This window comes from Planomonospora alba (assembly GCF_039534085.1).
Lineage (GTDB): Bacteria > Actinomycetota > Actinomycetes > Streptosporangiales > Streptosporangiaceae > Planomonospora_B > Planomonospora_B alba.
The window spans coordinates 42,622-61,471 of record NZ_BAAAUT010000008.1; the positions used below are offsets into that span (position 1 = coordinate 42,622).

Consider the following 18,850-nt stretch of genomic DNA (forward strand, 5'->3'; position numbering starts at 1 on the left):
GACCGTGCGCAGCGCCGTACACACTCTGAAAGGTTCAAGCAAGTGACTGAGATCTTCTACGACGACCAGGCCGACCTGTCGATCATCCAGGGCCGCGTCGTGGCCGTCATCGGGTACGGCAGCCAGGGCCACGCCCACGCGCTCTCCCTGCGGGACTCCGGGGTGGACGTCCGCGTCGGCCTGCCCGAGGGCTCCAAGAGCCGCGAGAAGGCCGAGGCGGACGGCCTGCGCGTGCTGACCCCGGCGGAGGCGGCCGCCGAGGCCGATCTGATCATGATCCTGGCGCCGGACCACATCCAGCGGCACCTGTACGCCCAGGACATCCTGCCGAACCTGCAGCAGGGCGACGCGCTGTTCTTCGGTCACGGCCTGAACATCCGCTACGGCCTCATCGAGGCGCCCGAGGGCGTCGACGTCGCGATGGTCGCCCCCAAGGGCCCGGGCCACCTCGTCCGCCGCCAGTACGCCGCCGGCCGTGGCGTGCCGTGCCTCGTCGCGGTGGAGAAGGACGCCACCGGAGGCGCCTGGCCGCTGGTCCTGTCGTACGCCAAGGGCATCGGCGGCACCCGGGCCGGCGCGCTGAAGACGACCTTCACCGAGGAGACCGAGACCGACCTCTTCGGCGAGCAGGCCGTCCTGTGCGGCGGCGTGTCCGAGCTGATCAAGGCCGGGTTCGAGACCCTGATCGAGGCGGGCTACCAGCCCGAGGTCGCCTACTTCGAGTGCCTGCACGAGATGAAGCTGATCGTCGACCTCATGTACGAGGGCGGCATCCACAAGATGTACTGGTCGGTCTCCGACACCGCCGAGTACGGCGGTTACTCCCGCGGTCCGCGCGTCGTGACGGAGGAGACCAAGAAGGAGATGAAGCGCATCCTCGCCGAGATCCAGTCCGGCGAGTTCGCCAAGGAGCTCGTCGAGGAGTTCGACGGCGGCCAGAAGAAGTTCACCGCCTACCGCGAGGAACTGGCCGAGCACCCGATCGAGAAGACCGGCGCCAAGCTCCGGCCGATGATGAGCTGGCTGAAGGACAAGTAGGCCGAGGGGTCCCGTCCGCGGCTTCCCGCGGCCGGGGCCGCACGGCGACGCCCCCGCGACGTTCTCCGTCGCGGGGGCGTCGGCGTCTCCCGGTGGGGGGTGTCGGCCGGGAGGTGACCCGGAGGGCCGTCCTGCCCGCCGCGGCCGCCCGGACAGCGGGCGCGGCGGGTGGGACGACCCTCCGGGCACGGGGAGGGGCCGGCGGGGCGGCCGCGGGGTGAGGGCGGACCGCCCTCACCCCTGCGCGTGCGGTCTAGCGGGCGGCGAAGTTCTGGGTCCAGTAGATCTGGCCCTTGGAGTTCTTGGCCGCGCCGACCCCGATGAGGTTGAACGCGCAGTTCATGATGTTCTTGCGGTGCCCCTCGCTGTTCATCCAGCCGTTGACCACGGAGGCCGGGTCGGGGTAGCCCATGGCGATGTTCTCCGCCAGGCTCCGTCCTCCGGTGAAGCCCGCCGCCTTGATCCGGTCCCAGGGGGAGCGGCCGTCCTTGGAGGTGTGGCTGAAGTAGCCCTGGGCGGCCATGTCGGCCGAGTGGCCGTAGGCGGCCTGGCGGAGCTGCGGGTCGTGCGTGAGGGGGCCGCAGCCGCCCTTCGCCCGCTCGATGTTCGTCAGGCGGATGACCTCGTTCTCCTCGGCCGTGCCCACCGAGCCGGGGGCGGTGGTCGGCGTGTCCGGCTTGGTGGTGGGCGGCGCCGGGGTGGTGGGCTTGGTGGTCGGGGGTGCCGGGGTGGTGGGCTTGGTGGTGGGCGGTGCCGGAGTGGTGGGCGGTGCCGGGGTGGTGGGCTTGGTGGTCGGCGTGGCCGTCGGGGCACCGGTGGTGGTGGGGGACGGCAGGCTCGGGATCGAGCAGGAGAGCCGGACCTGGGCGGAACGCGCCTGGTTGCCCCGGTAGTCGACGACCTCGGCGTAGTAGGCGCGGAAGGTCTTGCTGCAGTCCAGGCGGAGGGTCAGCTGACCGTTGACCATGCCGCGCTGGGAACCGCTCTTGACGATCCGGTCGGGGCCGGGCTGGGCGCGCTTGAGGCGGACCCGGAACAGCGAGGTGTTCTCACAGCCCGCGCGGGCCGCGGTCACCTCGATCTGCCCGCCGGAGACGACGTAGGGAGCGCTCACCGAAACGCCGCACAGGTTCTGCGGGGCCGGCGCGGCGGTGGCCGCCGCGGCCGGGGTGCTCAGGGCCGCCAGACTTCCGAGGCACACGAGTGCTGCTCCTAGCGGTCTGCGCATAGGGGGTTCCTCCAGATGGGTGGACGCTGGATGGGTCCGCATTCTGGTGCCCCGGGACACGTCTTGTCACGAAATTTCGGACAAAAGCTTGAGCTGTCGGTAAACCGAAGGGGCCTCTGGTGCGTCTAGGGGTGACCGTTGGACCGTTTCCGACCAGGCGTATTCCGGATCTCGGCGTGTCCGGAACCATCAGGACGATCATCGGAAAATTTTTGGCGCTCGAGGCCGGACGGAGGCGTCCGGGCCCGCGGCGGATCTCCGCCGCGGGCCCGCACGTCCCGGTCCGGCGGGCGCTCCGGAAGGGACCGGTCCCTTCCGGAGCGCCCGCGCCCGGCTCACTGCCGGGCCGCGAAGTTCTGGGTCCAGTACGGCCTGCCGCTGCTGTTCTTGGCCATGCCGACGCCGATGTGGGTGTAGGCGCAGTTCATGATGTTGGCCCGGTGGCCCGAGCTGTTCATCCAGGCGTTGACCACGGCGGAGGGGGTCTGCTGGCCCCAGGCGATGTTCTCCGCCCAGCGCCGCGCCCCGGTGAAGCCGGCCGCTCTGATGCGGTCGATGACGGTCCTGCCGTCCTTGGAGGTGTGGCTGAAGTAGTTGTTGACGGCCATGTCGCGCGAGTGGCCGTAGGCGGCCTTGCGGAGGTAGGGGTCGTGGGTGAGCGCGCGGCAGCCGCCCCTCTGGCGCTGGGCGTTGGTCAGCCGCACCACCTCGTTCTCCTCGGCCGTCCCCACGCCGCTCGTCGCGGCCGGGGCGGGGGAGGCGGCCCGGGGGGCCGCCGAGGTTCCGGTGGCGAGGGCGGGAGTGCCCAGCGCGGCCAGGGTTCCGATGCACGCGAGTGCTCCCAGCGATCTGCGCATGTCGGTCCTCCATCCTCAGGGAGATGGTCCAAACCGGATAAATCCCTCATTTCGCCCGGACTGAACAGGATGTTCGGCGAATTTTCCGACAAAACGACATATAGGGATCTATGCCGTCAAAGATGGATATTCATGGCAGATGGGGTGCGGCTCGCGGTCACCGTGCGGCGGCGCGGAAGCAGGGCCTCCGTGGGCCTACCGAGCGGGTGCTTGGCGCGGTTCAATGTGATGGTGATCACACGGGCGCCCGTACCCCCCTCCCTCACCGTGCCGCGCGGCGTGCGCTTCGGCTACGGTGTCGGCTCGGTCTGCACCGCCACCTTCGGCACCGTCCCGGGCCTGCTGCTGCTGTTCTACATGACCAACGTGCTCGCCGTCCCCGCCTGGATCGCGGGCCTGGTCGCCTTCCTCCCCAAGGTCTGGGACGTCGTCATCAACCCCTGGGTCGGCCAGCGCTCCGACCGGACGGTCTCCCGGTTCGGCGCCCGGCGCCCCTGGATGCTGCTGGGCGCGCTCACCCTGCCGCCGGCCTTCGCGGCGACGTTCGCGGGCCCGCCGCTCACCGGCCTGCCCGCCGCGGCCTACGTCACGGTCTGCTACCTGCTCACCGCCACGGCCTACGCCTTCTACGAGGTTCCCTACAAGGCGATGCCGGCCGAGATGACCGCCGACTACCACGAGCGCTCGGCGATCCTGCAGTGGAAGATGGTCTTCGTCGGCCTGGCGATCCTGCTGTCCGGCTCCGTCGCGCCCGCGATCGCGGGCACGGAGGCGTCCGGCTACCGGCTCATGGGGCTGGTCGTCGCAGGGGCGCTGCTCGTGTCGATGCTGACCGCCTTCTTCGGCACGGCCCGCGCCCCGGTGGTCATCCGGGCCGAGGCCGAACCGTCGCTGCGGGCGCAGTTCGCCGCGGCCCGCACGAACCGGCCGTTCCTGCTGCTGCTCGCCCTGAGCTGCGCGCAGATGTTCGCCGCCGGGACGCTGCTGGCCGGCGCGCCGTACCTGGCGACCTACACGCTGGGGGACTCCGGTGCCACCAGCACGCTCCTGCTGTGCATCGTCGGGCCGGTGCTGGTGACGATGCCCGGGTGGGTGGCCCTGTCGCGGCGCTACGACAAGCGCGGGGCGATGATCCTGGCCTCGGTGCTGTACACGGCCGGCGCCGTCGCGCTGGTGCTGACGCAGGAGTTCGGACCGGTCTACGCGCACGCGTGCGTGCTCGTCATCGGCGTCGGCTACGCGGGCCTGCAGCTCCTGCAGTTCTCCATGCTCTCCGACGTGATCGCCCACGACGCGGCGGTCACCGGCAGGAACCGCGCCGGGGTGTTCACCGGCCTGTGGACGGCGGCCGAGACCGTGGTCTTCGCGTTCGGCGCGCTGGTGTTCGGCTGGCTGCTGGGCGCGGCGGGCTTCGTGGAGTCGGGCGCGGGCGCGCCGGTGGAGCAGCCCGAGGCTGCGGTCCGGGCCGTGCTGTACGGCGGCACGCTGGTCCCCGCACTCGTCGCCGCATTCAGTGCGGTGCTGACCTGGCGCTACCGGTTGAGCGAGGAGGAGCTCAGGTCGGCTGGGGCGTGACCACCACGAACGCGCAGTCTCCGAAGGAGATCACGTCACCGGGCCGGACCCTGGCCGGCCCGACCAGCCGCCAGTCGTTCAGCCGGGTGCCGTTGAGCGAGCCGAGATCGACGAGGATCCAGTCGTCGGCGTCGCGGCGGAGCTCGGCGTGGATCCGGGAGACGGTCAGGTCGGCCAGGACCAGGTCGCAGGCCGAGCCGCGGCCCACCACGTAGCGGGTGCGGGCGTCGCCGGGCAGGGCCAGCTTGGGCAGCCGGGGACGGCGCCAGGCGGACTCCACCCGCGTGGTGAAGTCGGAGATCGAGGAGACGACCTCGGTCACCATGCGGCGGAACCGCCCGCGTTGCGGCAGGTCGGCGACCAGGTGCTCCAGCTCGCCCTGGTTGCGGGCGCGCAGGGCCATGTCGACGCGGCCGAGGAACGTGTCGTGCGACAGGCGCCCCTCGACCGCGCGGTCCCGGAGCTCGCTGATCGCACGCTCACGGTCCCCGTCGGACGCGCGGGCCGGGGGATGCGTCGAGCTCATCCCTCGAGTATCGGTCCCAACCCCGATTCCTGTCCAGAATATGCGGATCCTCCACGCCGGTTGCCGTGACCATACCGAGTATGCATACTCGGTATCCATGGCGATCCGACAGGGACTGCTCGTCCTGCTGAGCCGGGGCCCCCGCTACGGCTACCAGCTGCGCACCGAGTTCGAGGCGTCCACCGGGGCGATCTGGCCGCTCAACATCGGCCAGGTCTACACGACGCTCTCGCGCCTGGAGCGTGACGGCCTGGTGACCGCCGGCGAGCAGGACGCGCAGGGCAGGGTCGTCTACACGATCACCGAGGCCGGTCGGGCCGAGACGGAGCGATGGCTGCGCACCCCCGTCGCCCAGTCCGACCGGCCCCGGGACGAGCTGGTCATCAAGCTCGCGATGGCGGTCGCGGCCGGCGCGGACGTGCGCCCGGTCATCCGGGCCCAGCGCACCGCGACCATGCGCACGCTGCAGGAGCTCACCCGGGCCAGGAGGGCGAGCGAGGCGGAGCCCGCCCAGCGGCTGGTGCTCGACTCGCTGATCTTCCAGTCCGAGGCGGAGCAGCGCTGGCTCGACCACTGCGAGGCCGTGCTCGCGGCCTCCTCCCGCACCCAGGAGACGCCGGAGGCGCCCCCTTCCCCGCAGCAGGGGGACGGGACCTCCCCGCACGAGGAGTTCTGATGAGTGATCCGGTCGTACGGCTGGCGGACGTGACCCGCGTCCACGGCGACGGGCCGCAGGCCGTGCACGCCCTGCGCGGGGTGAGCCTGGAGGCGGCCGCCGGGGAGCTGGTGGCGGTGATGGGACCGTCCGGGTCCGGCAAGTCCACGCTGCTCAACGTGGCCGGCGGGCTGGACGCGCCCACCTCCGGCACGGTGACGGTCGAAGGGGTGCCGCTGGCCGGCCTGGCGGCGAAGGAACTGGCCGCGCTCCGCCGCAGGCACGTGGGCTACGTCTTCCAGGACCTCAACCTGATCCCGTCGCTGACCGCCGCCGAGAACGTCATGCTCCCCCGCGAGCTGGACGGCGTCCGGGCGGGGCAGGCCCGGCGCGAGGCGCTGGAGATCCTGGCCGAGGTCGGGATCACCGAGCCCGGCCGCTTCCCCGACGAGCTCTCCGGCGGCCAGCGGCAGCGGATCGCCATCGCCCGCGCCCTGGTCGGCGAGCGGCGGCTGATCCTGGCCGACGAGCCCACCGGCGCGCTGGACACCCCCACCGGGGACGAGATCCTCGGCCTGCTCCGCGCCCGCTGCGACGCCGGCGCGGCCGCGCTGCTGGTCACCCACGAGCCCCGCTACGCCGCCTGGGCCGACCGGGTCGTCTTCCTGCGCGACGGCGAGATCGCCGACTCCACCGCCTCCGCCCTGGAGAGCGCCCGATGAGCGCCGGCCGGACGGTGCGGGCGGACCCGGCGGCCGGGCGCGCGGACGGCGCCGGGGAACGCCGTCCCGCGGGCCGCGGAGGCGCCCGCTCCCCGCTGGCGGCCCTCCTCGCCGCCCTGCGCATCTCCCGCAGGGACGCCCTGCGGGCCAGGGGCCGCAGCGCTCTCATCATGGTGATGGTCGGCCTGCCGGTCCTCGCGGTCACCGTCATGCTCACCTGGCGGGCCACCGAGGACCTCACCCCGCTCGAGCGGCTGCCCATGCGGCTCGGCTCGGCCGACGCCCGGCTGGAGGACACCCGGGAGGCGGGGCCGGTCCGGCAGGGCGAGACCGGCCTGTCGTGGGTGCCCCGCAGCCAGGAGCCGCCCCGGTCGCCTCGGAGCCGGGCGGAGGTCCAGGCCCTGGCCGGGCCGGGCAGCCGGGTGATCCCGATGAGCGAGGAACCCGGCGAGTACCGGCGGGGTTCCGCCTACGGCGAGGCGGTGGTCCGCGAGGTCGACCTGCGGGACCCGATGACGGAGGGCATGTTCCCGCTGCTCTCCGGGCGTTATCCGGGCAGCGCCGACGAGGTCGTGGTCACCGCCTCGGTGAAGGCCGGGATCGGCGCGACCCTCCGCTACCGCCGCACCCGCGACGACGTGCCCAAGCGGGTGGTGGGCATCGTGCGGGAGCAACCCCACGAGTACGGCCGGACGATCGTCGGCCTGCCCGGCAGCCTGATCCCCGCCGACGCCGGGGCCATGCGGTTCTGGCTGCTGGACGCGCCGGGGCCGGTCACCTGGGAGGAGACGCTCCGGCTCAACCGGGAGGGGCTGGCCGTGCTCTCGCGCGCGGTCTTGGAGGATCCGCCCCCGGCCGGTGACGGGTCGCGGGACGCCCTCGCCGACTTCCGGGACGGCGCCCGCACGGACGAGCTCGTGTACGCGGGCCTGGTGGTGGCCCTGATCGTGATCGAGGTCGCGCTGCTGGCCGGACCCGCCTTCGCCGTCGGCCTGCGCCGCCGCCGCCGCGAGCTGGCGCTCCTGGCCTCCCAGGGCGCCTCGGCCCGCCACCTCAAGCTGGTCGTGCTGGCCGACGGGCTGACCCTGGGAGCGGCCGGTTCCGTGCTCGGCGCCCTGCTCGGCGTCGGCGCGGCCGGGGCGGCCGCGTCCGCCGTCGGCGCCTGGCCGGACGGCCGGCTGGGGCCGTTCGAGGTACCCGTCGGACCGGTCGCGCTGACCGTGGGGCTCGGCGTGCTCAGCGCGGTGGCGGCGGCGGTGGTGCCCGCCGTGCAGGCGGGGCGGACGAGCCCGGCGGCGGTGCTCGCCGGCCGGCCGCCCCGGCCGCGGGACCGGGCCGGGTGGCCCCTGCTCGGGCTGCTCCTGACGGCGGCGGGGACGGGGATGACGGTCCACGGGGCCCGGGCGGAGACCGAGTGGGTCTTCGGCGGCGCGGTGCTCGGCCTGCTCGGGCTGGTCATGCTCGCCCCGTCGCTGGTCAAGCTGGCGGGCGGGCTCGCGGGCCGGCTCCCGCTCCCGCTCCGGCTGGCCGTCCGCGACGCCGTCCGCAACCGGGGCCGCACGGCTCCCGCCGTGGTCGCGGTCATGGCCGCGGCGGCCGCCTTCAGCACGGTCGGGGCGGCCGCCGTCACCACCCAGCGTTTCTACGCGGAGGGCCACCGGGCGGCCTATCCGATGGGCACCACGGTCGTCCACGGCGACGACGTCACCGAGGAGTCCTGGAAGAAGATCCGTCCGATCGTCGAGCAGGCGATCCCCGGGGTGCCGCTGGTGGAGGCGTACAAGCCGGTCGACGCCGCCGGCCGGGTCGTCGGCCTCAGCCAGATCGACGGCCGCTGCAACGGCTGCACGACCACGGTGGGCCCGCTCGGCGAGCTCCCGGCGGGAGGGCCCGACCTGCTCCGCTTCCTACTGGGCCGGTCCGACCCCGCGGCCGAGGCGGCACTGGCGGAGGGGAAAGCCGTGATCTTCAATCCGGCGGCGGTCCGCGGCGGGCGGATCCGGCTCCACCTCTGGGCCCGGGGACTGTCCGGTCTGGAAGGGCCGGAGCGGGTCTCCCTGCCCGCCACGGCGGTCACCGTCCGGGAACCCACCGCGGTCCTCGGCGTGGCACCGCTCTCCGCGTGGGAGGGGACCGGGCTGAAGGTCAGGCTGAACCATCTCATCGTGGATCCGGCGGTCGCCCGGCTGACCCCGGAGCAGGAGCGGCGGTTCGACGCTCCGGTGCGGGCCGTCACCCCCGACGTCGCGGTCCGTACGGAACGGGGTGTCCTCACGAACCCGCCCGGCGGGACCTCCGATCTGTGGATCATGGCGGCGGTGGCCTCGGTGGTGGTGCTCGGCGGCACGTTCACCGCTTCCGGCCTCGCCCTCGCCGACGCCCGGCCCGACCTGGCCACGCTCTCCGCGGTCGGGGCGCGGCCGCGGACCCGGCGGCTGGTCGCGGCGGGCCAGGCGCTGTTCGTCGCCGGGTTCGGCACTCCGCTCGGTCTGCTCGTCGGACTGGTCCCCGGCTTCGCCCTGGCGATCCAGCGCAACGCCCACGTGAACCGGGTGAAGGAGGTGGCGCTCAACGGGGTGCCGATCGAGAGCACACAGGGGATCGTCCTCGCCGTTCCGTGGCAGATCTTCCTGCCGGTCGGCCTCGGCCTGCCCCTGCTGGCGGCACTGGTCGCCGCGGTGTCCGTCCGCACGAAGGTGACGCTCACCCGCCGGATCACCTGAGCACGGCCCGGCCCGCCCTCCGGACGCCGGAGGGCGGGCCGGACGCCTGCGGCCTACGGCAGGGTGATGCGGATCTTGGACTGCTTGTGCGGGAGCTCCTCCCAGTCGTCCATGAACTTGGCGGTCAGGCCGTACTTCGCGGCCAGGTCCACCAGCGTCTCGGTCCGGTAGTAGAAGTCCTCGCGCAGCACCTGGTGCTCGCGCCCCTCGGTCCGGTCGAAGGTGAAGTCGAACCAGCCGCCGGGCCGCATGACGCGGCCCACGTGGGCGAAGCACTCCTCGATCACGTGCAGCGGGGAGTGGGAGAAGACGCTGTGCGCGTGCACCACGTCGAAGTGCGCGTCGGGCAGGAACTCCAGCCTCAGGTCCAGCACCGGGGTCAGGTGGGGCAGCTTGTCGCGCAGGCCGTAGGTGACGAGGGTCTTCTGGGCGGCGACGAGGATGTCGGGGGAGATGTCGATGCCGTAGTAGCCGCCGGTGTCGAGGTAGTCGATGAACAGGCGGCCGGCGCGCAGGTTGCCGCAGCCGATCTCCAGCATCCGGTGCTCGGGACGCAGGCCGTGCTTGACCAGGTAGTCGAACTGCATCTGGCCGAGGGCGAGCCAGCGCTCGTGTGTCTTGCTGCCCACCGCGGCCTCGGGGTTGCGCGCGGTGTCCGACTTCATGACGGCCCGGTAGTAGCCGATGTGGTCGCTGGTACGGAGCCGGAACCAGGTGTCCCTGGCCAGTCTCTTGACGTGGGGGACGATCCGGTCCGGATGCCGTACGGCATAGCGGAGCTGATGGATCGGGTTCGAGCGGGTCATCTTCCGGAAACCTCCGCGAGCCGGTGCTTGCAGGTCGTCGGCGCCGCGGTGAGGATGATCACCGCGGGGACGGCGGCCTGACCGGCCGGGAGCGCACCGCGCCCGCCGGACCACCGCACGGCCAGATCCGCCACGGCATGGTTACCAGAACCGCTCCGGCCGGGGCCGTCAGCGCTGAGCCGGGCGTTTCCAGGACGTAGACGGCCAAGCGCGGCCGGGGCGGCCGTGTTCCGGGAGCCGGTGGGATCCCGGGACACGGCCGCCCGTGACGTCCTCGGCGCCGCCGGCGGGTGCCGCCGGTCCGGCGGTCACCTGCCCCGGCGCTCCGCGGTCAGTCCCGTACGTCGGCGCAGACCACGTGGGCGCCGATCTCGATCATGCGCTGCTCGCTGCGCGAGTCGGCGACCCTGGCCATGAGGATCGGCGCCCCGCTCGCCGCCAGCTGCGGCAGCCGGGCGCGCACCCCCCGGTGCAGGTCCCGGACCACGTCCTCGGCCGCCGACATGTGCACCTTGACGTGCAGCATGATCCCGGGCGCGCCGGAGGCGGTCCGGGCCTCGGAGATCCACACGTGGTGGACGAGCGGGAAGTCGGCCAGGAGGTGCGCGATCGCCACGCGCAGCGCGGGCAGGATCGGGTGGGTGCACCGCTTGTAGCCGGGGTCGACCATCTGCATCGGCCCCGACAGGTGGGGGCGCGGGGCGGGGATCCACGGCTGGGCGGAGGCGGTGGGCACCGGGGCCGGGTGCGGGCTCGGCGGTGCCGGGCGGGCGGCCGGGAACGGGTCGCCCGGGGGGCCCATCGGGCCGGCGGGGCTCACCGGGCTGACCGCCGAGGCGCGGGCGACGGTGGCCATGGCCCCGGTCGCGTACGCGGTCGGGGCGGTGCCGGACATCGCCGGGGCCGGGCCGCTGCGGGTCGAGCGCAGGTAGCGCTGGAGGTCCTCGATCGGTACGGCCGCCGCGGTGGGGCCGGCGGCGTCGATCACGATCTCCCGCACGCCGGTGACGCGCTGGATGTCGAGGATGGTGTCGGCGTCGCAGGCCGACAGGGAGTGACTGCCGCGATGCCGTGCGTAGGTGCTCGCCGAGGTGTAGCCGAGCAGCACCCGCTCACCGGTCTGCGTCGTCCCCAGGACGACGGAGCGGTCCGGTCGCACGGCGACCAGGAGTCCCCCTTCGGCAAGCGCCGCCAGCAGCCGGTGCGGGCCGCCGTGCTGCGCGAGCACATCGCCGAGAGCGGGGTTGCCGATGCTCATATGACGAACGATAGGTAGAGGACCACGGCTTATGAGGGTAATCGTGAAGATTTATCGCAGCAATACCAAGTTGAAGGTTCCACGCATGAGATTCGCGGGGATGGGTACCAGTCTCCGTTCGCCGGACAGCGAGACCGCCGTCCGGCGGGCGGGGTGCCGCCCGGCGTGGCTCCCGAGGGTGATCTCTGTCTCGGATCGCGGGACACTCGTGAACGCGTTCACAAGCGCAGATAGACTGCGTGAGGTCCGGTGCAGCCCTTCCCGTCTCGTAAGGAACCACCAGTGAACAAGCCCGTCGTACTGGTCGCAGAGGAACTCTCCGAGGCCGGTCTCGCGGTCCTGGGCGCGGATTTCGAGGTCCGCCACACCGACGGCGCCGACCGCGCCCAGTTCCTGCCCGCCCTCGCCGACGTGGACGCGCTCATCGTGCGCAGCGCCACGCAGGTGGACGCCGAGGCCATCGCGCACGCGCCGAAGCTCCGCGTCGTCGCCCGCGCGGGCGTCGGCCTGGACAACGTGGACGTGGAGGCCGCGACCAAGGCCGGCGTCATGGTCGTCAACGCCCCGACCTCCAACATCACCAGCGCCGCCGAGCACACCGTCGCGCTGATCCTCGCCTCCGCCCGCAACGTCCCCCAGGCGCACGCCGCGCTCAAGGGCGGCGAGTGGAAGCGCTCGAAGTACACCGGCGTGGAGCTCGACGAGAAGGTCGTCGCGATCCTCGGCCTCGGCAAGATCGGCCAGCTCGTCGCCCAGCGCCTGCAGCCGTTCGGCGTCGAGCTGATCGCCTACGACCCCTACCTGCCGCCGGCCCGCGCCGCGCAGATGGGCGTGCGCCTGGTCTCGCTGGAGGAGGCCCTGCGCGAGGCCGACTTCATCACCGTGCACCTGCCGAAGTCCAAGGAGACCATCGGGCTCATCGGCGACAAGGAGCTGCGCATCGTCAAGCCGACCGCGCGCCTGATCAACGTCGCCCGCGGCGGCATCATCGACGAGAACGCCCTCTACGCGGCGATCAAGGAGGGCCGGGTCGCCGGCGCGGGCATCGACGTCTTCCCCAAGGAGCCCGTCACCGACAGCCCGCTGTTCGAGCTGGACCAGGTCGTCGTCACCCCGCACCTGGGCGCCTCCACCCACGAGGCGCAGGAGAAGGCCGGCACCCAGGTGGCGCGGAGCGTGAAGCTCGCCCTCGCCGGGGAGTTCGTGCCGGACGCGGTCAACGTCCAGGGCGGCGCCGTCGCCGAGGACGTCAAGCCGGGCCTGCCGCTGGCCGAGAAGCTCGGCCGGGTCTTCACCGCCCTGGCCGGGGAGGTCGCCACCAAGCTCGACGTGGAGGTCCGCGGCGAGATCGCCTCCCAGGACGTGCGCGTGCTGGAGCTGGCCGCGCTCAAGGGTGTCTTCACCGACGTGGTCGAGGACTCCGTCACCTACGTCAACGCCCCGCTGCTGGCCAAGGACCGCGGCCTGGAGGTGGAGCTGGTCACCAGCGCCGAGAGCCCCGACTGGCGCAACGTGGTGACCGTCCGCGGCGTGCTGGCCGACGGCCGTACGGTCTCCGTCTCCGGCACCCTGTCCGGCCCGCGGCAGATCACGAAGATCGTCGAGGTCAACGGCTACCAGATCGAGATCGAGCCGACCGACCACCTGTCGTTCTTCACCTACTCCGACCGCCCCGGCGTCGTCGGCGTCGTCGGCCGCATCCTCGGCGACCACGGCATCAACATCGCCTCGATGCAGGTGGCCCGGCACGCCAAGGGCGGCAAGGCCCTCATCGCGCTGACCGTGGACACCGCGATCCCCGCCGACGTGGTCGAGCAGATCGCCGGTGAGATCGGCGCCGAGAGCGGCCGCTCGGTCGACCTCGCCGAGTAGGCGCCCGCCGCCCGGACGACGGCCGCCGCTCTCCCGGACGGGAGAGCGGCGGCCGTCTCACTATGTGGGAACTGCGTACGGCGGGCGAGACGGCGCTCCGGCGACCAGGTAGTCTGGGGGGAAATGCGCCAGGTTCTCGTACTCATTACCTGCCGCGGCGGGGCCTGACAGGGGCAGGCCGGCAGCCCGCCGCGGTGAGATGGCGTGCGCCGGTCGGTAAGCCCCCCCGTCGCCGGTCCGTGATCCGGACCCGCGACCCCAGGCCCGGTCCGGGTCCGCGACCGGAGTCCCCGGACGGCCTCCCCCCATGGTTTCCGATGTCCGTGCGACCGAGATGAGAATCGCCATGTACGACATGTATCCCTGGAACTCTCCCGAGGACGCCAAGGAGGAGGCCGCCGAGGCCCTCCAGGCCGCTCTGGACCGCCGCGACAACGGCGGCGCCCCCATCCGCTGACCGGATGCCGGCCGTCCGGCCCCCGGGCGGACGCGGGGCCGGACGGCCGGGGCCTCCCCGGGGCGCCGGAGCGGCCCTGCGCCGGCGGAATCGTCCGCTCCGCCACTCCTCGCGGGGATCCGTCCTGCGAACCGCTGATTTGTCCAATAGTTGAGACCGGTGTCCGACCACCGGGACGGACCGGTAAGGTGCCTGCATGAACTCGCGCAACATCCGCCTGGCGGTCATCCCCGGCGACGGGATCGGGACCGAAGTCGTGGCCGAGGGCCTGAAGGTCCTCGAAGCGGTCGGGACGAAGGTGGAGACCACCACCTACGACCTCGGCGCCAAGCGCTACCACGAGACCGGTGAGACCCTCCCGGACGTGGTCCTGGACGAGCTGCGCGGATACGACGCGATCCTGCTCGGCGCGGTCGGCGACCCCAGTGTGCCCCCGGGCGTCCTGGAGCGCGACCTGCTGCTCCGCCTCCGCTTCGAGCTCGACCACTACGTGAACCTCCGCCCGGTCAAGCTCTTCCCCGGCGTGGAGACCCCCCTCGGCGGGGTCCGCCCGGAGGACATCGACATGATCGTCGTGCGCGAGGGCACCGAGGGGCTCTACGCCGGGGCCGGCGGCGTGCTGCGCCGCGGCACCCCGCAGGAGGTCGCCACCCAGGAGTCGGTGAACACCGCCTACGGCGTCGAGCGCGTCGTCCGCTACGCCTTCGACAAGGCGCTCTCCCGGCCCCGCAGGAAGCTGACGCTGGTCCACAAGACGAACGTGCTGACCTACGCGGGCGACCTGTGGGCCCGCACGGTCGACCGGGTCAGCCTGGAGTACCCCGACGTCGAGACCGACTACTGCCACATCGACGCGGCCTCGATGTTCTTCGTCAACCAGCCGCAGCGGTTCGACGTGATCGTCACCGACAACCTCTTCGGTGACATCATCACCGACATCGGCGCGGCCATCGCCGGCGGCATCGGCCTGGCGGCCAGCGGCAACGTCAACCCCGACCGGACCGCGCCCAGCATGTTCGAGCCGGTCCACGGCAGCGCCCCGGACATCGCGGGCCAGGGCAAGGCCGACCCCACCGCCACCATCCTGTCGGTCGCCATGCTCCTGGACCACCTGGGCCTGGCCGAGGACGCCGCCCGGGTCGAGCAGGCCGTCGCCGACGACCTGGTCGAGCGGCAGACCGGCTGGAGCGGCCGGACCACCCAGGAGATCGGCGACGACATCACCGCCCGAGTAGCCGGCTGACAAGCCGCCCACCCGACCTCTGACGCGCCCGGCGGCTCGCAAGAGCCGCCGGGCGCTTTCGCGTATCCGGGCGGGTGCGGTCCTGCCGATCACCCACCCGGATGCAGTAGTTTCCCGTTACCCGAGTCCACCGCAGAATGGACTAAAGGGTAGAGCCATCACAAAGAGAAGGATCTCCGTCATGACCACCGCTCAGAAGCTCAGCTTCGATGTGCAGCTCTCCGACCACGCGCGCACCGCGGCAGAGCGCGAGCGGGTAATGGAGAGCCCCGGGTTCGGGCAGGTCTTCACCGACCACATGATCTCGATCGACTACACCGAGGGCGAGGGCTGGCACGACGCCCGGCTCATGCCGTACGGCCCGCTCGTCATGGACCCGGCGACCTCGGTCTTCCACTACGCCCAGGAGCTCTTCGAGGGCCTGAAGGCCTACCGGCAGCCGGGCGGGGCGATCGTGTCGTTCCGGCCGTACGCCAACGCCGCCCGCTTCAACACCTCCGCGCGGCGCATGGCCATGCCGGAGCTGCCCGAGGAGACGTTCGTCGAGTCGCTGGAGCTGCTGGTCCAGACCGACCGGGAGTGGGTGCCGACGACGCCGGGCCACAGCCTCTACCTGCGCCCCTTCATGATCGCCACGCAGCCCGCGCTCGGCGTGAACTACCCGTCCAAGACCTACAAGTACATGGTGATCGCCTCCCCGGCCGCCGCCTACTTCGGCGCGAGCAAGGCGGTCTCGGTCTGGCTGTCCACCGAGTACACCCGGGCCGCGCCCGGCGGCACCGGCTTCGCCAAGTGCGGCGGGAACTACGCGGCGGCCTTCGTGGCCCAGCGCCAGGCCGTCGAGAACGGCTGCGACCAGGTGGTCTGGCTGGACGCGGGCGAGCACCGCTACGTCGAGGAGATGGGCGGGATGAACCTGTTCTTCGTCTACGGCGACCGGCTGCTCACGCCCGCGCTCACCGGCACGCTGCTTCCGGGCATCACCCGCGACTCGATCCTCGCGTTGGCCGACGGCCTCGGCCTGACCGCCGAGGAGGGGCGCATCTCGATCGAGGAGTGGCAGGAGGGCTGCGCCTCCGGCGAGCTCACCGAGGTCTTCGCCTGCGGCACCGCCGCGGTCGTCACCCCGGTCGGCTCGGTCAAGGGCGCCGACCGCGCCTGGACGATCGGCGACGGCACCCCCGGCCCGGTCACCCGGCGCATCCGCGAGGAGCTCACCGGCATCCAGTACGGCAGCCGCCCCGACCCGTTCGGCTGGGTCCACAAGATCTGCTGACCGGCGTCCCGGCCCGGGCCGCGCACGCCTGCGGCCCCGGGCCGGGCACCCTCCCGTCAGCGCTTCCGGATCATGGTCAGTCCGTCGGCCATGGGGAGCATGATCGAGGTGGTCCGGGGATCGGAGGCGACCATGTCGTTGAAGTCGCGCAGCGCCTCCACGCCCTCGTCGCGGTCCTTGGGCTGGGCGACCCGGCCGCCGCCCAGGGTGTTGTCGACGAGGATCACCCCGCCCGGGGCGAGCAGGGACATCAGGATCTCGTAGTAGACCGGGTAGTTCGGCTTGTCGGCGTCGATGAACGCCAGGTCGACGGGCGGGTCGGCGGGCAGTTCCCGGAGCCGGATCGCGGCCGGGCCGAGGCGGAGCTCGATGCGGTCGGCCAGCCCCGCCTTCTCCCAGTAGCGCCGGGCCACCGTGGTCCACTCCTCGCTGATGTCGAAGCAGGTCAGCCTCCCCCCGGGCACCAGGCCGCGGGCCAGGCAGATGGAGGAGTAACCGGTGAAGGTGCCCACCTCCACGGCGTTCCGGGCCTCGCGGATCTGGGCGATCATCGTGAGGAACCCTCCCTGGGCCGGGGTGATCTGCATGATCGCCCGCTCGCCCGTGAGCTCGCGGGTCTCCATGGCGAGCTCGTCGAGCAGCTCGTCCGGCCGGGCGGAGTGCGCGAGCAGATACTGCCCGACGGTCGGTTCGAGATAAATCGCCTTCATCACGCCATTCTCACCGGTCACCGGCGATCTACACGGAGGGGCCCCTGCCCGGCGGGGCCGTGCCGTACGTCTCGGATCCCGAGATCGATGTGTCAGATGGCGGTCGCATGTGGCAGACTGCAGAGCATCATGTCCTACGGTCTGCTCATTATCGGCAGGCGCGCCGGCTGAAAAGGGACACCGCCGGCGCGCAGACCTCTCACGTCCGTGAGGGGTCTTTTTGCTTTCCCGAGCCGAATGGGCGCGCGGCGACACCGCACCGCGAAGGAGATCACCGATGACCGACGACCGCTTCCACGTCTACGACACCACGCTCCGCGACGGTGCGCAGCAGGAGGGCCTCAACCTCACCGTGGCCGACAAGCTGGCCATCGCGCGGCACCTGGACGGCCTGGGCGTCGGGTTCATCGAGGGCGGCTGGCCCGGCGCCAACCCCAAGGACACCGAGTTCTTCCGGCGGGCTCGGACCGAGCTCGACCTGAAGCACGCGCAGCTCGCCGCGTTCGGCGCGACCCGCCGGGCCGGCGTGAAGGCAGCCGACGACCCACTGGTGGCCGCACTGCGCGAATCCGGCGCGCCGGTCGTGACCCTCGTCGCCAAGAGCCACGACCGGCACGTGGAGCTGGCCCTCCGCACGACGCTGGAGGAGAACCTCGCGATGATCCGCGACACCGTCTCCCACCTGCGTGCGGAGGGCCAGAGGGTCTTCCTCGACGCCGAGCACTTCTTCGACGGCTACGCCTCCAACCCGGCGTACGCGCTGGAGGTGCTGCGCACCGCCGCCGAGGCGGGCGCCTCGGTGATCGCGCTCTGCGACACCAACGGCGGCATGCTCCCCGACGAGCTCGCCGAGATCGTCCACGAGGCGGTCGGCACCGGGGCCCGCATCGGCATCCACTGCCACGACGACACCGGCTGCGCGGTGGCCAACACCCTCGCCGCGGTGCGGGCGGGCGCCACGCACGTGCAGGGCTGCGCCAACGGGTACGGCGAGCGCTCCGGCAACGCCAACCTGTTCACCGTGGTGGCCAACCTCCAGCTCAAGCGGGGCTTCGACCTCGTGCCGCCGCAGGCGCTGGCCGACATGACCCGGATCGCGCACGCGATCACCGAGGTCACCAACGTCACCCCGAACTCCCACGCGCCCTACGTCGGCGTCTCGGCCTTCGCGCACAAGGCCGGCCTGCACGCCAGCGCCATCAAGGTGGACCCCAACCTCTACCAGCACATCGACCCGGCGCTGGTCGGCAACGACATGCGCATGCTCGTCTCCGACATGGCCGGCCGGGCCTCGGTCGAGCTCAAGGGCCGGGAGCTGGGCTACGAGCTGCCGGCGGAGACCGCGCGCGACCTGGTGGAGCGGGTCAAGGACATGGAGTCGCGCGGCTACACCTTCGAGGCCGCCGACGCCTCCTTCGAGCTGCTGCTGCGCGACACCGTCGCGGGCGAGCGCCGCCGCCACTTCGAGGTCGAGTCCTGGCGGGTGATCGTCGAGCGGACGCGCGGCGGCGAGCTGGTCAGCGAGGCCACGGTCAAGCTGCACGCCAAGGGCGAGCGGATCGTCGCCACCGGCGAGGGGAACGGCCCGGTCAACGCGCTGGACAAGGCGGTGCGGGCCGCGCTGGAGCGGCTCTACCCGGACCTGGCGGCGGTCGAGCTGGTCGACTTCAAGGTGCGCATCCTGGAGGGGACCCACGGCACCGACGCGATCACCCGGGTGCTGATCACCTCCAGCGACGCGGCGGGCGAGTGGGCCACGGTGGGCGTCGCCGAGAACGTCATCGAGGCGTCCTGGCAGGCGCTGGAGCAGGCCGTCACCTACGGCCTGCTGCGTGCCGGGCACGCCACGGACTGAGGAGCCCGCCGGGCGGGGCCGCTACGGCGCGGCCCCGCCACGCGGGCCC

The 18,850-nt window shown here is 72.4% G+C and carries 15 protein-coding genes; 9 read left to right on the forward strand and 6 right to left on the reverse strand.

Annotated elements, in window-relative coordinates; all coding sequences use genetic code 11:
• Positions 1 to 51 precede the first annotated feature (51 nt).
• Positions 52 to 1,038 carry a ketol-acid reductoisomerase gene (ilvC, locus tag ABD823_RS06475; RefSeq protein WP_344857082.1) on the forward strand — a complete coding sequence of 329 codons (987 nt, stop codon included), beginning with the start codon at positions 52 to 54 and terminating at the stop codon, positions 1,036 to 1,038.
• A gap of 253 nt (positions 1,039 to 1,291) precedes the next feature.
• Here the strand turns inward: ilvC and ABD823_RS06480 are convergent, their stop codons facing one another.
• Both ABD823_RS06480 and ABD823_RS06485 read right to left on the reverse strand, forming a co-directional pair.
• Entirely contained in the window at positions 1,292 to 2,239 is a 948-nt protein-coding gene (locus tag ABD823_RS06480; RefSeq protein ID WP_344856907.1) for a CAP domain-containing protein, read from the reverse strand.
• A 362-nt stretch (positions 2,240 to 2,601) separates the two neighbouring features.
• Positions 2,602 to 3,123 (reverse strand): CAP domain-containing protein, encoded by a 522-nt coding sequence (locus ABD823_RS06485; RefSeq protein ID WP_344856909.1) that lies wholly within the window; start codon positions 3,121 to 3,123, stop codon positions 2,602 to 2,604.
• 228 nt (positions 3,124 to 3,351) lie between these two features.
• Here ABD823_RS06485 and ABD823_RS06490 point away from each other — a divergent pair, with 228 nt between their 5' ends.
• Positions 3,352 to 4,698 carry an MFS transporter gene (locus ABD823_RS06490; RefSeq protein WP_344856910.1) on the forward strand — a complete coding sequence of 449 codons (1,347 nt, stop codon included), beginning with the start codon at positions 3,352 to 3,354 and terminating at the stop codon, positions 4,696 to 4,698.
• Here the strand turns inward: ABD823_RS06490 and ABD823_RS06495 are convergent.
• Positions 4,679 to 5,224 (reverse strand): FHA domain-containing protein, encoded by a 546-nt coding sequence (locus ABD823_RS06495; protein ID WP_344856912.1) that lies wholly within the window; start codon positions 5,222 to 5,224, stop codon positions 4,679 to 4,681. The two genes, ABD823_RS06490 and ABD823_RS06495, sit on opposite strands and share 20 nt — an antisense overlap.
• A 97-nt stretch (positions 5,225 to 5,321) precedes the next feature.
• Between ABD823_RS06495 and ABD823_RS06500 the strand changes: the two genes are divergently transcribed.
• From ABD823_RS06500 to ABD823_RS06510, 3 genes are read left to right on the forward strand one after another with little or no spacing between them, the layout of a single operon-like run.
• On the forward strand, positions 5,322 to 5,900 hold the full coding sequence (locus ABD823_RS06500) for a PadR family transcriptional regulator (RefSeq protein WP_344856914.1): 579 nt from the start codon (positions 5,322 to 5,324) through the stop codon (positions 5,898 to 5,900).
• Entirely contained in the window at positions 5,900 to 6,601 is a 702-nt protein-coding gene (locus ABD823_RS06505; protein WP_344856915.1) for an ABC transporter ATP-binding protein, read from the forward strand. Before ABD823_RS06500 ends, ABD823_RS06505 begins: the two co-directional genes overlap by 1 nt.
• Positions 6,598 to 9,324 (forward strand): FtsX-like permease family protein, encoded by a 2,727-nt coding sequence (locus ABD823_RS06510; RefSeq protein ID WP_344856917.1) that lies wholly within the window; start codon positions 6,598 to 6,600, stop codon positions 9,322 to 9,324. Before ABD823_RS06505 ends, ABD823_RS06510 begins: the two co-directional genes overlap by 4 nt.
• Positions 9,325 to 9,377: 53 nt before the next feature.
• On the opposite strand, the gene ABD823_RS06515 is transcribed toward ABD823_RS06510, so the two are convergent.
• Together ABD823_RS06515 and ABD823_RS06520 are read right to left on the reverse strand one after the other, a co-directional pair.
• Positions 9,378 to 10,130, reverse strand: a complete 753-nt coding sequence (locus ABD823_RS06515; RefSeq protein ID WP_344856919.1) for a class I SAM-dependent methyltransferase — start codon at positions 10,128 to 10,130, stop codon at positions 9,378 to 9,380.
• 331 nt (positions 10,131 to 10,461) lie between these two features.
• Positions 10,462 to 11,388, reverse strand: a complete 927-nt coding sequence (locus tag ABD823_RS06520) for a hypothetical protein (RefSeq protein WP_344856921.1) — start codon at positions 11,386 to 11,388, stop codon at positions 10,462 to 10,464.
• A 282-nt stretch (positions 11,389 to 11,670) separates the two neighbouring features.
• Between ABD823_RS06520 and serA the strand changes: the two genes are divergently transcribed.
• From serA to ABD823_RS06535, 3 genes are all read left to right on the forward strand, one after another.
• Positions 11,671 to 13,260: a phosphoglycerate dehydrogenase gene (serA, locus tag ABD823_RS06525; RefSeq protein WP_344856923.1), complete on the forward strand. Its 1,590-nt coding sequence runs from the start codon at positions 11,671 to 11,673 to the stop codon at positions 13,258 to 13,260.
• A gap of 653 nt (positions 13,261 to 13,913) precedes the next feature.
• Complete coding sequence (locus ABD823_RS06530) at positions 13,914 to 14,960, forward strand: 3-isopropylmalate dehydrogenase (RefSeq protein WP_344856925.1); 1,047 nt, start codon at positions 13,914 to 13,916, stop codon at positions 14,958 to 14,960.
• A 181-nt stretch (positions 14,961 to 15,141) separates the two neighbouring features.
• Positions 15,142 to 16,236: a branched-chain amino acid aminotransferase gene (locus tag ABD823_RS06535; RefSeq protein ID WP_344856927.1), complete on the forward strand. Its 1,095-nt coding sequence runs from the start codon at positions 15,142 to 15,144 to the stop codon at positions 16,234 to 16,236.
• Between the two features lie 56 nt (positions 16,237 to 16,292).
• Here ABD823_RS06535 and ABD823_RS06540 read toward each other — a convergent pair whose 3' ends face one another.
• Positions 16,293 to 16,946 (reverse strand): O-methyltransferase, encoded by a 654-nt coding sequence (locus ABD823_RS06540; RefSeq protein ID WP_344856928.1) that lies wholly within the window; start codon positions 16,944 to 16,946, stop codon positions 16,293 to 16,295.
• Between the two features lie 277 nt (positions 16,947 to 17,223).
• Here ABD823_RS06540 and cimA point away from each other — a divergent pair, with 277 nt between their 5' ends.
• Positions 17,224 to 18,801, forward strand: coding sequence for a citramalate synthase (gene cimA / locus ABD823_RS06545; protein ID WP_344856929.1), 1,578 nt, complete (start codon positions 17,224 to 17,226; stop codon positions 18,799 to 18,801).
• Positions 18,802 to 18,850 lie beyond the last annotated feature (49 nt).